This window comes from Bifidobacterium rousetti, assembly GCF_008698235.1.
Lineage (GTDB): Bacteria > Actinomycetota > Actinomycetes > Actinomycetales > Bifidobacteriaceae > Bifidobacterium > Bifidobacterium rousetti.
The window spans coordinates 252,328-267,002 of the sequence record NZ_PEBH01000001.1; the positions used below are offsets into that span (position 1 = coordinate 252,328).

Sequence of the window (14,675 nt, forward strand, 5' to 3'; positions counted from 1 at the left end):
GCAATCATGGCGGATCTGGACGATCTCACCATCGGATTCATCGGATACGGCAACATGGCGCAGGCCATCGCGCAGGGGCTCGTCGACGCCGGCGTCGTACGCGGGCGGCAGATCGTCGCCTGCGCCGCCCACTGGGACAAGCTGGAACGCAACGCCGCGAAACTGGGAGTGCGGCCGCTCAAGAGCCCGCTCGAGGTCGCGGCGGCGGCCGACGTGGTCGTCATCGCGATCAAGCCCTACCAGATCGAAGCGGTCGTGGGGCCGCTCGCGAGGGAGCTCGCGCGTCCGGGCAGGTTCGTCGTGTCGATCGCGGCCGGATGGGATCTGGAGAAGTACCGCGGGCTGTTCGCCGCGGGGGCCGGCGATGCCGGGGAGACCGGGGAGACGAGCGACGGCGCGGCGGACCGCGGCGTGCACATCCAGTGCACGATCCCCAACACCCCGATGGCCGTCGGCAAGGGCGTGCTCGTCACCGAAGCCGCCAACACGCTCACCGATGGTGAGACGGAGGTGTTCGAATCCCTGTTCGCGCCGATCAGCCTCATCGAACGCGTCGACACCGCGCACATGAACATCGCGATGGTCGTGGCCGGATGCGCGCCCGCCTTCACCGACATGTACATCGAGGCGCTGGGCGACGCCGGCGTCAAATACGGTCTGCAGCGCGAGGCGGCCTACCGTCTTGCCGCGAAGATGGTCGAAGGCGTCGGCGCCCTGTACATGGCCACCGGCACGCATCCCGGCGCCATGAAGGACGCGGTCTGCTCGCCCGGCGGCACCACCATCCGCGGTGTCGGCCAGCTCGAGAAGGACGGCTTCCGCGGCGTCGTCATCGACGGCGTCGACGCGATCATGGAGTGATTGCGGGGATCAGGTGGGGCAATCGTCACGCTCGCCGGATGCGGAGTCGTGAACAGTCATGAATATGGTGAGCCGCCCGCCGACTGCTCGTCGACGGGCGGCTCACCATGTCAGGTTCTGATACGGAGTATGCTACGGGGTAGCGGCAGCCTGCTGCCGTCTGGGTTTTGTTTTTTAGGCGGATTGGGTTTCCCGGTATCGGTTCTCGAGTCCTTCGCGCAGGATCTCGCTGTAGTTGATGCCGTGCTGTTCTCCGAACGTGTCGAGCCATGCGGGGATGGTGACGTTCTTGCGTACCGATTTCCTGCCGTATTTGGCGGCGTAGGCGTCCATGTCGAGGCTGATGAGGGTGACGATGCCGTCGGGTCCGTCGGGTTTGATGTCGGCGATGTTGGTGGCGTGGGGTGCGGGTCTGCCTTCCTCGAGTTCGCCGAGCACCCAGCCGCTGGCCGCGTCCACGGCCATGTCGAGCGCTTCGGGCAGGTCGCGTCCTTCGGTGACGAGTCCGGGCATGTCCGGGCAGAGCACGGTGTATCCGCCGGGCACTCCGGACGGGTAGAGGATGATCGGGTAGACGAGCTTCATTTGATCCTTCTTTCGTTGATGCCGGCCTGCTTCCATATCGATTTGACGGTGAACGGCGCGAGGTCCCCGTTGTGTTTCGGGACGGTCACCCTTCCGGGTTTGTCCGGATGCGTGTATTGGCAGTGGCTTCCGCTTTGCGAGTAGAGTCGCCAGCCGTCGCGGCGGAGTATCTTCTCTATTTCCTTGAACCTCACACCCATATTATACGCATCGTGCGTATTCTTGTCAACGGGCGGCGCCCATGGCCATCGCGAGCACTTCGCCGACGTTGAACTCACAATACCCGTCCGAACCCTTCGCGCGTTTCGAAGAGGGCGGCTTGCCCCGACGCAGCCAATCCGAGACCATCTTGCGGTTGACCTGGTACCTGTAGTTCTCGCGGAGCCATTCGCTTAGTTTGCGGGTGTTCGGGCCGGATGGTATTCGTCGATGTCGGCGCGGCCTTGGGGTTCAGCTCGAGATCGTCGATACGGTATATCGCCACTGATCTCAGGTATTCCTCAGAGACTATCTCGCGTATATTCCCCGGCGGTGATGATGCGGAAGACGGTGTCATGGTATTCATCGATGAGGTTGAAGTAATCGCGTGCCGATTCAAAGACCGGTTTCATACCGCATTTGGCCATCACACGGCCGGACTGGGCGTTTTCCGTGTAGTGACCGCCCCACACGGCAGCTTTATGCAACGTATCGAACGCATAAGCGAGCACGGAGTTCAACGCCTCGGGCATGTATCCGTTTCCCCAGAATGGGCGACCGATCCAATACCCCAATTCCAGTGCATCGTCGCCGAGATACTTGCCGTAGCGTTCCCTGAGTGCATCATCGGCCTTGACCGGGTCGATGATGTGGTGGCTGACCGGCTTGAGTGCGATGCTGCCGACCGGCTCGCCGCCATGCTCCTTGACGGTGATGGCCCAGTTGTTCTCCGCGGCGAGGATGTTCCTGATATCGTTCAGACTGCCCTCGACACTGGCATGCGGAGGCCATCCACATAGCAGACCGATATCCGGATCGGAGGCGTATCTGAACAGCGACGCAGCCTCGGCCCTGTCATCGGTCTTCCACGGACGCAGCAGCAAACGCGCGGTTTCAATCGTCTCGCTCATATGGATCTCCCGGGCCGGCGGAATCAATGACTCGACATGCTAACACACGGCATCCGAATATGACGGGATCCCTCCTTTCAACCAACTACTCGCAGATGTTGCGCGAAGGGATGGAAAGCCGTTGTCGCGCTCTCGAGGGACGCATGACCGCGGTTTTCGTGAATCGAAAAACGGCGCGTTCCCGAGCTCCGGAACCCCGGAACGTTGGAAACACGCCGTTTTGCAGGGGACACCCCTACTTGCTGACGTTGAACTTGAACTCGACGATGTCGCCGTCCTGCATCACGTAGTCGCGGCCCTCCTGGCGGAGCTTGCCCTCCTCCTTGATCTGCACCATCGAGCCGTTCGCGGCCACGAAGTCGTCGTAGGAGACGATGTCGGCCTTGATGAAGCCCTTCTCGAAGTCGGTGTGGATCACGCCGGCGGCCTGCGGTGCGGTCCAGCCCTTGTGGATCTGCCAGGCGCGCACTTCCTTCTCACCGGCGGTCAGGAACGTCTGGAGGCCGAGGATGTCGAAGCCGACACGGGCCAGCTGGTCGAGGCCGGACTCCTTGAGGCCCGCGTCCTCGAGCATCTCGCGGGCGTCCGCCTCGTCCAGATCGGTCAGATCGGCCTCGAACTGGGCGTTGAGGAACACGGCCGGCGCCGGGGCCACGGAGGCGGAGAGCTTGGTCTTGAGCTCGTCGTTCTGCAGCTCGTCGTCATCCACGTTGAACACGTAGATGAACGGCTTGGCGGTCATCAGGTGCAGGTCGTAGACGGAGTCCTTGTCGAAGCGTCCCTCGCGAGCGGCCTTGTCGAGCGTCTCGCCGTTCTCGAGGATCGTCTTCGCCTCCTTGACGGCGTCGAAGTACTCCTTCTCGATCTTCTTGCCCCTGAGGTCCTTCTCCAGCTTCGGCAGCGCGTTCTCGATGGTCTGCAGGTCGGCGAGGATCAGCTCGGTGTTGATCGTGTCGATGTCGTCGGCCGGGTCGACCTTGCCGTTGACGTGCACGATGTCATCGTCCTTGAACGCGCGCACGACCTCGCAGATCGCGTCGGCCTCGCGGATGTTCGCGAGGAACTTGTTGCCCAGGCCCTCGCCCTCGGAGGCGCCCTTGACGATGCCTGCGATGTCGACGAACGTGACGGTGGCGGGCACGACCTTCTCCGTGTGCACCAGCTTGGCGAGCACCGGCAGACGGTCGTCCGGCAGCGGCACGATGCCGGTGTTCGGCTCGATGGTGGCGAACGGGTAGTTCTCCGCCAGAACGTTGTTGCGGGTGAGCGCGTTGAACATGGTGGACTTGCCGACGTTCGGCAGTCCGACGATTCCGATAGTTAAAGACATGCCTCCCAGTCTAAGGCCGAAAGCGACAAGCGCCACCGGTTCGTGGCAGCGTTCATGGCAGGTCGTGGCGGCGTCGTGGGCCACGTATCGGACGGCGCCGATTCGGAACAATCGATGACGGGATATAAACGCCGCTCATAGCCGCGGCGGGGAGAGACCGCGTCACACCCCGGGCGACGCCGAGCAGAAGAGGCGTGAAACCGTTGCGGCCATTGGGATCATGCGGTGCCGCGCATGTCGCGCGGAACGCCCCGTGCGTGAATCCGCCGTCCGCGCATCCCACCGCCCCGGACGCCGGCGACCGCATAGGCGGCGGAACGGCGGTGCGGGAAGCCGCTACGCTGGACGCCATCGGAGCAATCGCAAGGACCCCGCGCCACAGCGTGCGGGCGAGGAGAGAGGGACGCGCGAACCGTGTGCGTCAACGACATCGAAGACATCGAAACGGGAACGGGAAGGAGGGACGACCTGTGAGCTGGGCTGCCATCTTGTCGGCGCTGCCGATCTTCGAGAAGGCGTTCGTCGTCACGCTGCGGCTGTCCGCGATCAGCGTGACGCTGGCCGCGGTTCTGGGACTCGCGCTCGCGCTGGTGCGCGAATACCGGGTGCCGGTCCTCGCGCAGGCGAGCTCCGCGTTCGAGGAGCTGTTCCGCAACACCCCGCTGCTCATCCAGCTGTTCTTCCTGTACTACGGCCTGCCGTCCGTGGGCGTGAGGTGGAGCGCGGAGGCGTGCGCCGTGATCGGCATGTCGGTGTTCGGCTCGGCGTACATGTCCGGGGCGTTCACCGGCGGGTTCAGCGGCATCCCCCGGGTGCAGAAGGAGTCGGCGCGCGCCCTGGGCCTGTCGCCGCTGCAGATGATCCGCCACGTGACCCTGCCGCAGGGACTGACCCGCAGCGTGCCCGCGGTCGCCGCGAACGTGATCTTCATGGTCAAGGAGACGTCCGTGTTCACCGTGATCGCCGTGCCGGAACTGACCAACACGGCCCGTGACCTGATCGGCATGTACTACCGCAGCGACGAATACCTGCTCATGCTGGTGGTCGCCTACGCGATCATCCTGATCCCGCTGTCGGTGCTGCTCACGCTGCTCGAAAGGAGGGTCCGTCGTGGTACTTTCGGCGATGACTGATCCGCTGCACGCGACATTGGCCTCCGGGGCGAGCGTGCTGTTCGTCGGCGACAACCTCGCCCGTCTGCTGTCGGGCCTCGGCACCTCCGTGACGGTGGCCGGACTGGCATTGCTGGCCGGCATCCCGCTCGGCGTGGTCCTCGGCGCCCTGCGCACCCTGAAAAACCCGGTGCTGCGCGCCGTGCTGCGCCTGTATCTGGAGTTCTTCCGCATCGTGCCGACGCTGGTGCTGCTGTTCCTGTCCTACTACATTCTGCCCCGGGAGCTCGGCGTGCAGGTCGACGGCGTGACCGTCGCGGTCGTCGCGTTCGGACTGTGGGTGTCGGCCGAGATCAGCGACATCGTGCGAGGCGCCCTGATCTCGGTGTCCGAGCATCAGGTCGACGCGGGGCGCGCGCTCGGCATGAGCGGGCTGCAATTGATGTGGTACGTGCGCATCCCGCAGTCGGTCAACCTCATGATCCCCGCCGTCATCAACCTCGCCGCCCGAGTGATCATGACCACGTCGCTGCTGCTGCTCATCAGCGTCATCGACGTGGTCACCGTCGGACAGCAGATCATGGAGGCCAACCGCATGACCCATCCCGACGCCGCATTCTGGGTGTACGGGTTCATCTTCTTCCTGTATTTCATCATCTGCTGGCCGTTGGCGATGATCGCCAAGGCCCTCGAGAAGCGAGCCAAGGAGCGCAACAATGGCTGACAACACGCGAACGACCACGGTTCCCGGCGACGTCACGCCCGCCGGGGCGGGGGACGCGGGAGCGACGGGGGAGGAGCCTCTGCTCTCCGTGCGCCACCTGCGCAAATCCTACGGCGACCACGAGGTCCTGAAGGACGTGAGCTTCGACGTGCGCCGCGGTCAGGTGCTGGTGCTGCTCGGCCCCTCCGGTTCCGGCAAGTCCACGCTGATCCGCTGCCTCAACGGCTTGGAGACCATCCAGGGCGGCGAGATCCGGTTCAAGGGCGAGCTCGTGCCGAACAACAACGAGCGGGCGTGGCGCGCGCTGCGCACCGAGATCGGCATGGTGTTCCAAAGCTACGACCTCTTCCCGAACCTCACCGTCGCCAAGAACATCGAACTCGGCCCCACCAAGGTGCAGAAGCGCCCCAAGGCCGAGGTCGACGAGCAGATGGACCGTCTGCTCAAGGACGTGCAGCTCACCGAATACAAGAACGCCTACCCGCGCGAGCTGTCCGGCGGCCAGAAGCAGCGAATCGCCATCGTGCGGGCGCTCGCGATGAACCCGGAGCTCATGCTCTTCGACGAGGTCACCGCCTCGCTCGATCCGGAGATGGTCCGGGAGGTCCTGGAGCTCATGCTGCGTCTCGCCAAACGGCATATGACGATGATCGTCGTCACCCACGAGATGGAGTTCGCCCGACGCGTCGCCGACACCGTCATGTTCCTCGAGAACGGCGTGATCCTCGAACGGCAGTCGGGTGACGACTTCTTCACGCATCCGTCGACGGACCGCGCCAGGAGCTTCCTCGAAAGCATGTCGCCCGTCGGCGACGAGTGATCGGCTCCCACGGCGATCACACTTGCCGAGGGTTCGCCCGCCATCCGCTTCACATCCGTCGCATCCACAACACAGGAATACGGCAAACAACCGAAACGCCAACAAGAGAGGGGAAACCATCATGTTCAATCTCAAGCGCATCGCCGCCGGCGCACTCGCCGCGGTCACGTTGATCTCCGTCGCGGCCTGCGGCAACGGCCCTGACCCGGCGGCCGCGGGCGCCTCCGGCTCTGGCTCGTCGTCGCAGCAGGGCCAGACGGTCGACGAGATCAAGAAGGCCGGCACCATCCGCATCGCCACGTTCGGCGATCTGCCGCCGTACGGCTACGTCAAGAACGACGGCACCCGCGCCGGATACGACGTGGCGCTCGGCAACCAGATCGGCAAGGACCTCGGCGTCAAGGTCGAATGGGTGCAGGTCAACGCCGACGGCCGCGTCGACTCCCTCAAGAGCGACAAGGTCGACCTCGTCCTCGCCAACTTCACCGTGACGGACGAGCGCAAGCAGGTCGTCGACTTCGCCGAGCCGTACATGAAGGTGTCGATCGGCGTCGTCTCCCCGGACAGCGCGAAGATCACCAGCGCCGACCAGCTCAAGGGCAAGGACCTGGCCGTGACCAAGGGCACCACCGCCGAAACGTACTTCACCGAGAACTACCCGGACGTCAACCTCCAGAAGTTCGACTCCAAGACCCAGCAGTTCCAGGCGTTCAAGGACGGCCGTGTGGCCGCGCTCGCCGACGACAACACGTACCTGTACGCGTGGGCCAAGGACAACCCGGGCTTCACCGTGGGCGTCAAGACCCTCGGCGAGGAGTCGACCATCGCCCCGGCGGTCAAGAAGGGCAACAAGAGCCTGCTCGACTGGACCAACAAGGAGATCAAGACCCTGACCGACGACGGCTTCTTCGAGAAGGCGTACGAGAGCGAGCTCGCTCCGAGCTTCACCTCCGACATCAAGCCGGAGGACGTCATCATCAAGTGACGTCCGATTCCGCGACGTCGCCGATGCCCGGCATCTGACGCATGATGCGGGCATCCGACTCAGGACACCCGGGACGGGGCGCGACGGTTCCACCGATACCTCTGTATCGTGGGACCGCCGCGCCCCGTTTTTCCGTGTCCCGGCCAATACCCCCCGTGATCCACGGCGCATGCGCGTGGCATAATCTTGACTCATGCGCATCGTCATCCAGAGAGTGTCACAGGCAAGCGTCGACGTCGTCAACGAATTGGGCACGGTCGACCCCACATTCGACCCGCAGCAGATCGGCCCCGGATACATGATCCTGGTCGGGGTGTCCGACGCGGACGGCGACGCCGAGATCGCATGGCTCGCCCACAAGGTGCTGAACCTGCGCGTGTTCGAGGACGAGCAGGGCAGGATGAACCGGTCCATCCAGGACGTCGGCGGCGAGATCCTGTCGATCTCGCAGTTCACGCTGTTCGCCGACGTGCGCAAGGGCAACCGTCCCAGCTTCATCAGGGCCGGCAAACCCGAACACGCGGACCTCGTCTGGATACGGTTCAACGAGGCGCTGCGTTCGGGCGGCGTCCCCGTCAGGGAGGGCCGTTTCGGCGCGCACATGAGGGTCGGTCTCGTCAACGACGGCCCCGTCACCATCGCAGTCGACACCGACACGGACATGCCTCACAAGGGCTGACGGCGTGGGGCTGAGCGGAGTCGGAGCGTCAGGAAAGCCGCGTCGCCCTTTGTTCGAACCGTTCACGCGCCTATAGTGGGCGGAGAGGGAAAGCGGAAGTGCAAAGGGGAACGGCATGCGGGTGTTCGACTTCGACGGGACCATCTACGACGGGGAGAGCCTGTTCGACCTGTACCTGTTCAGCGCGCAGTACGACATGAAGGTGTTCCGCCATCTCGCGCCGGTCCTGCGGTACGCGATCAAATACAAGCTCGGGCGCGCCACGCTCGAGCAGATGGAGCATGGGGTGGGCAAGGTCGCGCGCCGCTACCTTCAGGACCTCTCGACGTCGAAGAGGATCGACGAACTGCGTGTCAGCCGACTGGACGCGGTCGCCAAGGCCGGGCTCGGCAGGGACGTGCTCGTCTCCGACGCGTCGGTCATCGGCGCGGACGACCTCACCGGCGGCCTGAAATCGCTGGTCAACGCGTTCTGGGACAGGAACATGCGCAAGATCAAGCCGTGGTACGCCCCCGGCCCGACGACGTGATCCTCACCGCCTCGTTCGACGTGACCGTGGGGGAGGCGTGCCGTAGGCTCGGTGTCAAACGGCTGATCGCGTCGACCATCGATCCGGACACCTTCGAGGTCACCTACCTCAACTTCAACACCAACAAGCCGAAGCGGCTGCGTCAGGTGCTGGGGCAGGACGCGGTGATCGACGAGTTCTACACCGACAGCCGGTTTGATCAGCCGATGATCGACATGGCGCGCAAGGGGTTCATGGTCAAGGGCGACGTCGTCACGCAGGTGAAGTAGACGGCGGCGTGTCGCGTATTTGCCCTTCAAGCGCTTCAACGGCGTAGCGTGGATGCCGCGATGTTGAAACGACAACGAAGGAGGAGTCATGAGCGAGACGATGAAGGCCGCGATCTTCGTGAAGCCGGGCGAGATGGCCGTGCGCGAGGTGCCGAAGGCCAGGCTCGAGAAGGACGACGACGTGGTGGTGCGCGTGGTGCGCGCCTGCGTGTGCGGTTCCGACCTGTGGTATTTCCGCGGGCTCAGCGCGCATCCGGGCAACAGCCAGATCGGCCATGAGGCGATCGGCGTGGTCGACGAGGTCGGCGACGCCGTCACGTCCGTGAAGCCCGGCGATTTCGTCGTGCTGCCGTTCCCGTACAGCTGCGGCGAGTGTCCCGTGTGCAAGGCCGGTTTCGAGTCGGTGTGCCCCCACGGCGGGTACTTCGGCGCCAGCCAGGCCGAATACGTGCGCGTGCCCGAGGCCGACGGCACCGTGGTCAAGGTGCCCGGCTCTCCCGAGGATTACGACGACGGGACGCTGGCCTCGCTGCTGACGATCGCCGACGTGATGTCCACCGGCTACCACGCGGCCGTGTCCGCCGAGGTCGGGACCGGCGACACCGCCGTGGTGATGGGCGACGGCGCGGTGGGACTGTGCGGCGTGCTGTCGGCGCGCATGCTCGGCGCGAAGCGGATCATCGCGATGAGCCGTCACGAGGACCGCGCCGCCCTCGCCCGCGAGTTCGGCGCGACCGACATCGTCGCCGAACGCGACCGGGCTGCCGTCGACAGGGTGCTGGAGATGACCGGCGGCTACGGCGCCGACGCGGTTCTGGAATGCGTCGGCTCCAAGCAGTCGTTCGATACGGCGATCGGTCTGGTCCGTCGCGGCGGAGTCATCGGCCGCGTCGGTCTGCCGCATGACGTCGAGATCAGCGCCGAGGGCACGTTCTACGGCAACATCGGCATCAAGGGCGGTCCGGCGCCGGTGCGTCACTACGATCTCGACGCGGGGCTCCTCGACGCGGTCCTGAAGCACGAGATCGACCCCGGCCGCGTGTTCACCGGCGTCTACGACCTCGACCGCATCCAGGACGCGTACGAGGCGATGGACCGCCGTGAGGTCATCAAGTCGCTCATCCGGTTCTGATGCGTATGGTCGGATGCGGCCGGTTCCCGGATCCCGGGGCCGGCCGCATCGGCTTTCCCCTCCGGCTCCCGTCCGAGCCCGTCTGCGGTTATGATGGGGGACGACGCGGAAGGAGAGTCCATGACGGTGCCCGAGATCGAACGACGGTGGATCGGCAAATTCCAGGAGAACCTGTCGATCATACGCAAGGTCGCCGGCTGGACCACGCAGGAGCTCGCCGATGAGCTGGGCGTGGCCCGGCAGACCGTGTCCAATCTCGAGACCGGCAAGACGCCGATGAGCAAGCTGCAGTATCTGGCGCTGCGCACCGTGTTCAACGCCGAGATCGCCAAGGAGGAGAACCGCGATCTCGCCCGGGTCATCAAGACGCTCGTCGACGATCCGCTGGCGAGCGCCGATACGCGCCCTCCGGCGGATCACGACCGCGCATCGCTGAGCACCGCCATGCAGGTCCTCACCATCATCACCGGGGCGCTGGCCAGTGGAGCCGCCGCCGGGGCCCTGGCGTTCCTCATGTTCCCCGATGCGGGGTCGGGACGTCGCTGAAACGGGAATCCGACCCGTCACCCTCATTGTCCGTCACCCTCATTGTCGGGGCGCATACCGTGACGGGGCCATGCCGTCACAGGCCGCCGTCACAGGCCGAGGATCTCCTTCTTCTTCGCCTCGAACTCCTCGGACGAGAGGATGCCCACATCCAGCAGCTCCTTGAGCTTCTTCAACGCGTCGATCTGCTCCGCCACGGACATCCCGGACGATGCGGCGCCGGAGGCGCCTGAACCGGCGCCCTCGGTCGATGCGGCAACGGGCTGTGCGGGCGCAGGCGTGGGCGTGGGCACCGGCGCGGGCGTCGCGGCCGGGGGCTGAAGCGGCGCGCCCGTCAGCGGATTGATGGACTGCGCCATGTTCATGCCCAGCAGCATGCCGCCGTCGCCGAATCCATGGTCGCCGATGCCCTGCGCGATCCGCTGCTGCGCGGCCATGTCGCCGGCCTGATGGGAGACGCCCTCGTAGGCGGCGACGTCCATCCTGTTCGACGAGAAGCGGTTGACCAGCTCGCGCGACGCATCCGTGAACTCGATGCTCTCGATGCCCACGCCGGCGACCTCGAAGCCGAAGCGGGCGCCCCATGCGCCGGCGTTCGACGGGTCGGATCGGACCGTGTCCGCGATGGCGTTCGCCTGGGCAGGCAGCTGGGAGATGCGGTACCTGTCGGACAGCGAGTTGACCGCCACTATGAACGACTGGACGAATTCGGAGAGGAGCTGGCGTCGTGCGCCGGGGTCGTCGAACGAGTACGACGAGGTGTTCGCCGGGACGAAGTTGCGCACGAAGCGGACGGCGTCGGTGACCCTGAGCGACATCGAGCCGCGGGCACGGATCTCCAGATCGATGTCGTAGAACCGGTCGTGGTACACCAGCGGCGACGGGGTGCCGAACTTCACGCCGCGTATCTCGCGCAGGTTGACGAACGCCACGTACTTCGTGACCGCCGGCTGGCCTCCGAACGTGAAGCGTTCCGCCATCTGGTCGAAGAACGAGCCGATGCCGTCGCCGGCGAGCACGCTCTTCTCGCCGTTGGTGTATTCGTATCCGCCGGGTTCGACGATCACGTTCTCGATGCCGGACTGGCTGAAGATGAACGCGGCGGTGTTCTCCGGCACGTAGATGCGCGATCCGTTGGTGATCACGCCCTCGGAGCCGTATTCGTTGGAGCCGCGGCCGTTGTTCGTGCCCTGCGGGACGCCGGGGGAGACGACGGTGTGCTCGTCGAACGGCCCCGCGGTGATGATGTCCTTCCACAGGTCGGCGAACGTGCCGCCGAGCGCGCCGGAGAATGCCTTGATGATCGCCATGTCCGATCCCTTTCCGTCGGTTGTCTGTGATTTCCGCCGATTCCCGTCGTCGTGCGGGGCTCCCCGTTACGGCAGTCGGGTCTGCCTGTCGCAGTATTCGCAGCGCACCGTCTCGTGGCGTGCGCCGGACAGCGGCGCGCCGCATCCCTCGCAGGTGGCGGTGGATCGTGACTCCGGCATGCCGAGCCCGCTGCGGAACGCGCCGAAGGTGTCCTTCAGGGTGCCGGCCAGCTGTTCCGTGCCGGGGATGGCGCGGGAGAACGCGGGCGCGTCGTTCCCGTCGCTGTTGTTCCTATTGGGGAATGCCATGTCGCTCCTCCCCCTCACTGCAGCGTGACGAGCTTCTGGTTCACTCGGGTCTGCACTTCGATGTAGTACTGCTGCTCCTCGGGCGTCAGCGTGCCTTCGTCCACGGCCTCGAACTTCTTGATCGCGTCGTTGTACTGGACCATGAGCTTGGTGTAGTCGGCGAGCATGCTGACCGGACGGCCCTGCGAATCGTACTTGTTCATGAAGTCGACGTAGCTGTTCATGGTCTTCTCGTAGCTGTCCATCGCGGCTTTGAAATCGCTTTCGGAGGTGCCGGAGGACGGGCCGTCGGACGGCGTCGACTGCGTCTGGTCGGACTGGGCGCCGGAGTCCGACGCATTGTCGCCGGAATCGGTTCCCGAAGCGCTGCCGGAGTCGCTCGAACCGGTCGAGCCTGTGCCGTCCGTACTGTCCGCGGTGGCCGTGGACGGCGGGTAGATGGCGATGTCCATCACGTCGTCGTTGTATTCGTTGATGTCGACGTGGACGCTGTACCCGGCTTCGTTCTTGCCGTTGAACGCGGTGTCCGTCTTGCTGTAGTCGACGGTGAACCCCTTCTCCTGCAGCGCCTTGACGTAGGCGTCGTATCCGCTCGCGTCGGTGTCGCACACCGCGATGCTGAACGAGCTCGAGCTTTCGACACGGATCTCGCCCGTGGCGGATTGGGGCTTGGGGAGCTGGGCGACGAGGTCGGAGGTGGGCCACGTGTAGTCCCCGCAGGTCACCTTCATCGACTCCTGGAAGGCCTGTTCGTCGGCCTTCTTCTGGACGCCGGCGCGGACGACGTTCACGCAGCCGACGACCAGGGCCACGGCGGTCAGCCCTGCGGCGGCCCATGCGAGCATGCGGCCCTTGCCCTTGGCGTCTTTGCGGGTGATGTAGACGGCGATGGCCGAGAGGGCGGCGCTGATCGCCGTGAGGGTGAGCAGGGTGGACCATGTGGTGATGCCGTTGAACGAGCCGATCAGGAAGAACGCGGCGAAGACGACCGCGATCACCGTCAGCCAGGACAGCTTCCGCCTGTTCGGGGCGTCCGTGGTGTCAGGGGTCGCGGCGGCCGGCGCCCCGTGACGGCCCTGACGCGAACGCGCCGCGTGGGAGCCGGACGCGGGCCGGCCGTCCGGGGACGACGGCGCCGACGGGACCGGTGCCGGCACGCGCGGGTCGAGCGCGGCGTAGAACTCGGCGGCGCGTCTGCCGCCCTGATCGCCTTCGGCGGACAGGCGCGTCTGCGTGCCGTCGGCCGAAGGGGACATGGTCAGGGTGAAGCGCGCCCCGTTGTAGTCATGGAAGGTGACGGTCCCGGTGTTCGGGTCCTCGCCGTCCAGCGTGAACGTGGCGCCCGTGGTCAGCAGCTCGTGGACGACCCGGCCCAGCTGCTGCGCGCCGACCGCGTATGTGCGGTCGGCGTCACGGGCCTCGGGGGCCATGGGCGTCACGGGAGTCGCGGGCGTTTCGGACGCCGTCGGCTGCGACGGCTGGGCGGGGTCGATGGGCTGGAAGGGCTGGCCGGATGGTGTTGTCATGTTCTGTTCCTTTTCTCCAACATCAGCAGGGTGAGCGCGGAGGCGACGAGTCCGGCGACGGCCACGGTCGCTCCTACCGCGATGGCGGTAAGCAGGCGTTCGTTCATGCTCCTCGCTCCTTCCGGTCGATCTCTCCGGTCGATCTCTCCGGTCGATCATGTCGCGGTGCTGCCTATCAAAATCAATGTAATCCAATGTGAAAATGTATGTAAATTGGCTTTTTGTAAAAATTATGTCCTCGTTCATCGGTCCTTTCCACGGGTTTCCTGCAGCGCGCTTTTCGGGAAGCGACATTGACGGCAGCATGTATTGTCGGGCGCGCGGCGCCCCGAATCCTCAGTCGCCAACTGAAATTCCGTGAAATGGGTATAAAGGGACCATGACCACGAATCCCACGCCGCGTCGCGCGCCGTTGACCGAAGAGCTCCTGGACCGTCTCCTCGCCAGCGACAGCATCGAGACGTATCTTGACGAGGAACGCGTCATCGACCGGAACCTGGTCGACTACCTGCGATTCCTGCTCGAACGGCACGGGCTCAAACGCGCCGGCGTCGCCCGCGCATCCGGGCTCAACGCCACCGTCGTCTACGACATCTTCGCCGGCAAAAGCCGCCCCGGGCGGGACCACGCGATCATGCTCGCCTTCGGGCTGGGATGCGACCTGCGCGAGACGCAACGGCTGCTGCGGTTCGCCGGGGTCTCCGAGCTGTGGTGCCGACAGCGCAGGGACGCGATCATCATCTGGTGCATACGCAACGGATTCGACCGGGCCGAAACGGACGACGAACTGTACCGGCTGCGCGAACCGACCCTGCTCGACGCGGACTGAACGGCGGCGCGGGTCGGTGC

At 65.3% G+C, this 14,675-nt stretch carries 16 protein-coding genes and 1 pseudogene; 10 read left to right on the forward strand and 7 right to left on the reverse strand.

Going from position 1 to position 14,675, the window contains the following annotated elements:
• Window positions 1-6 precede the first annotated feature (6 nt).
• Entirely contained in the window at window positions 7-861 is an 855-nt protein-coding gene (proC, locus tag CSQ85_RS01135) for a pyrroline-5-carboxylate reductase (protein WP_150382494.1), read from the forward strand.
• A gap of 174 nt (window positions 862-1,035) precedes the next feature.
• On the opposite strand, the gene CSQ85_RS01140 is transcribed toward proC, so the two are convergent.
• The 4 genes from CSQ85_RS01140 to ychF form a co-directional block, all read right to left on the reverse strand.
• Window positions 1,036-1,446, reverse strand: a complete 411-nt coding sequence (locus CSQ85_RS01140; protein WP_107040479.1) for a type II toxin-antitoxin system HicB family antitoxin — start codon at window positions 1,444-1,446, stop codon at window positions 1,036-1,038.
• Window positions 1,443-1,646 carry a type II toxin-antitoxin system HicA family toxin gene (locus CSQ85_RS01145; RefSeq protein ID WP_150382495.1) on the reverse strand — a complete coding sequence of 68 codons (204 nt, stop codon included), beginning with the start codon at window positions 1,644-1,646 and terminating at the stop codon, window positions 1,443-1,445. Before CSQ85_RS01145 ends, CSQ85_RS01140 begins: the two co-directional genes overlap by 4 nt.
• Window positions 1,647-1,946: 300 nt before the next feature.
• Entirely contained in the window at window positions 1,947-2,555 is a 609-nt protein-coding gene (locus CSQ85_RS01150; RefSeq protein ID WP_150382496.1) for a GNAT family N-acetyltransferase, read from the reverse strand.
• A gap of 235 nt (window positions 2,556-2,790) precedes the next feature.
• On the reverse strand, window positions 2,791-3,885 hold the full coding sequence (gene ychF, locus CSQ85_RS01155; RefSeq protein WP_150382497.1) for a redox-regulated ATPase YchF: 1,095 nt from the start codon (window positions 3,883-3,885) through the stop codon (window positions 2,791-2,793).
• A gap of 470 nt (window positions 3,886-4,355) precedes the next feature.
• On the opposite strand from ychF, the gene CSQ85_RS01160 reads away from it, so the two are divergent.
• The 8 genes and pseudogenes from CSQ85_RS01160 to CSQ85_RS01195 all read left to right on the forward strand — a co-directional run bounded on the left by CSQ85_RS01160 (window position 4,356) and on the right by CSQ85_RS01195 (window position 10,681).
• Window positions 4,356-5,018: an amino acid ABC transporter permease gene (locus CSQ85_RS01160; protein WP_107040483.1), complete on the forward strand. Its 663-nt coding sequence runs from the start codon at window positions 4,356-4,358 to the stop codon at window positions 5,016-5,018.
• Window positions 5,011-5,721 (forward strand): amino acid ABC transporter permease, encoded by a 711-nt coding sequence (locus CSQ85_RS01165; protein ID WP_181281765.1) that lies wholly within the window; start codon window positions 5,011-5,013, stop codon window positions 5,719-5,721. The genes CSQ85_RS01160 and CSQ85_RS01165 overlap by 8 nt, the downstream gene beginning before the upstream one ends.
• The gene (locus CSQ85_RS01170) at window positions 5,714-6,541 is read left to right on the forward strand and encodes an amino acid ABC transporter ATP-binding protein (RefSeq protein ID WP_317909161.1); all 828 of its coding nucleotides are present in this window, start codon (window positions 5,714-5,716) and stop codon (window positions 6,539-6,541) included. The genes CSQ85_RS01165 and CSQ85_RS01170 overlap by 8 nt, the downstream gene beginning before the upstream one ends.
• A 121-nt stretch (window positions 6,542-6,662) precedes the next feature.
• Window positions 6,663-7,526 (forward strand): transporter substrate-binding domain-containing protein, encoded by an 864-nt coding sequence (locus CSQ85_RS01175; protein WP_150382498.1) that lies wholly within the window; start codon window positions 6,663-6,665, stop codon window positions 7,524-7,526.
• Window positions 7,527-7,719: 193 nt separating this feature from the next.
• A complete protein-coding gene (gene dtd, locus CSQ85_RS01180) occupies window positions 7,720-8,205 on the forward strand; it encodes a D-aminoacyl-tRNA deacylase (RefSeq protein ID WP_150382499.1) in 486 nt (161 codons plus the stop codon).
• 115 nt (window positions 8,206-8,320) lie between these two features.
• A pseudogene (locus tag CSQ85_RS01185) lies at window positions 8,321-9,003 on the forward strand (haloacid dehalogenase-like hydrolase).
• A gap of 88 nt (window positions 9,004-9,091) precedes the next feature.
• A complete protein-coding gene (locus tag CSQ85_RS01190; protein WP_150382500.1) occupies window positions 9,092-10,135 on the forward strand; it encodes a zinc-dependent alcohol dehydrogenase family protein in 1,044 nt (347 codons plus the stop codon).
• Between the two features lie 120 nt (window positions 10,136-10,255).
• Window positions 10,256-10,681, forward strand: a complete 426-nt coding sequence (locus CSQ85_RS01195; RefSeq protein WP_150382501.1) for a helix-turn-helix transcriptional regulator — start codon at window positions 10,256-10,258, stop codon at window positions 10,679-10,681.
• 89 nt (window positions 10,682-10,770) lie between these two features.
• On the opposite strand, the gene CSQ85_RS01200 is transcribed toward CSQ85_RS01195, so the two are convergent.
• The 3 genes from CSQ85_RS01200 to CSQ85_RS01210 form a co-directional block, all read right to left on the reverse strand.
• A complete protein-coding gene (locus CSQ85_RS01200) occupies window positions 10,771-11,991 on the reverse strand; it encodes an SPFH domain-containing protein (RefSeq protein WP_107040491.1) in 1,221 nt (406 codons plus the stop codon).
• Between the two features lie 66 nt (window positions 11,992-12,057).
• Window positions 12,058-12,300 carry a hypothetical protein gene (locus tag CSQ85_RS01205; protein ID WP_107040492.1) on the reverse strand — a complete coding sequence of 81 codons (243 nt, stop codon included), beginning with the start codon at window positions 12,298-12,300 and terminating at the stop codon, window positions 12,058-12,060.
• A gap of 14 nt (window positions 12,301-12,314) precedes the next feature.
• Window positions 12,315-13,826 (reverse strand): DUF6591 domain-containing protein, encoded by a 1,512-nt coding sequence (locus CSQ85_RS01210; RefSeq protein ID WP_150382502.1) that lies wholly within the window; start codon window positions 13,824-13,826, stop codon window positions 12,315-12,317.
• A 379-nt stretch (window positions 13,827-14,205) separates the two neighbouring features.
• Between CSQ85_RS01210 and CSQ85_RS01215 the strand changes: the two genes are divergently transcribed.
• Window positions 14,206-14,655, forward strand: a complete 450-nt coding sequence (locus tag CSQ85_RS01215) for a helix-turn-helix domain-containing protein (protein ID WP_107040495.1) — start codon at window positions 14,206-14,208, stop codon at window positions 14,653-14,655.
• Window positions 14,656-14,675: the final 20 nt, after the last annotated feature.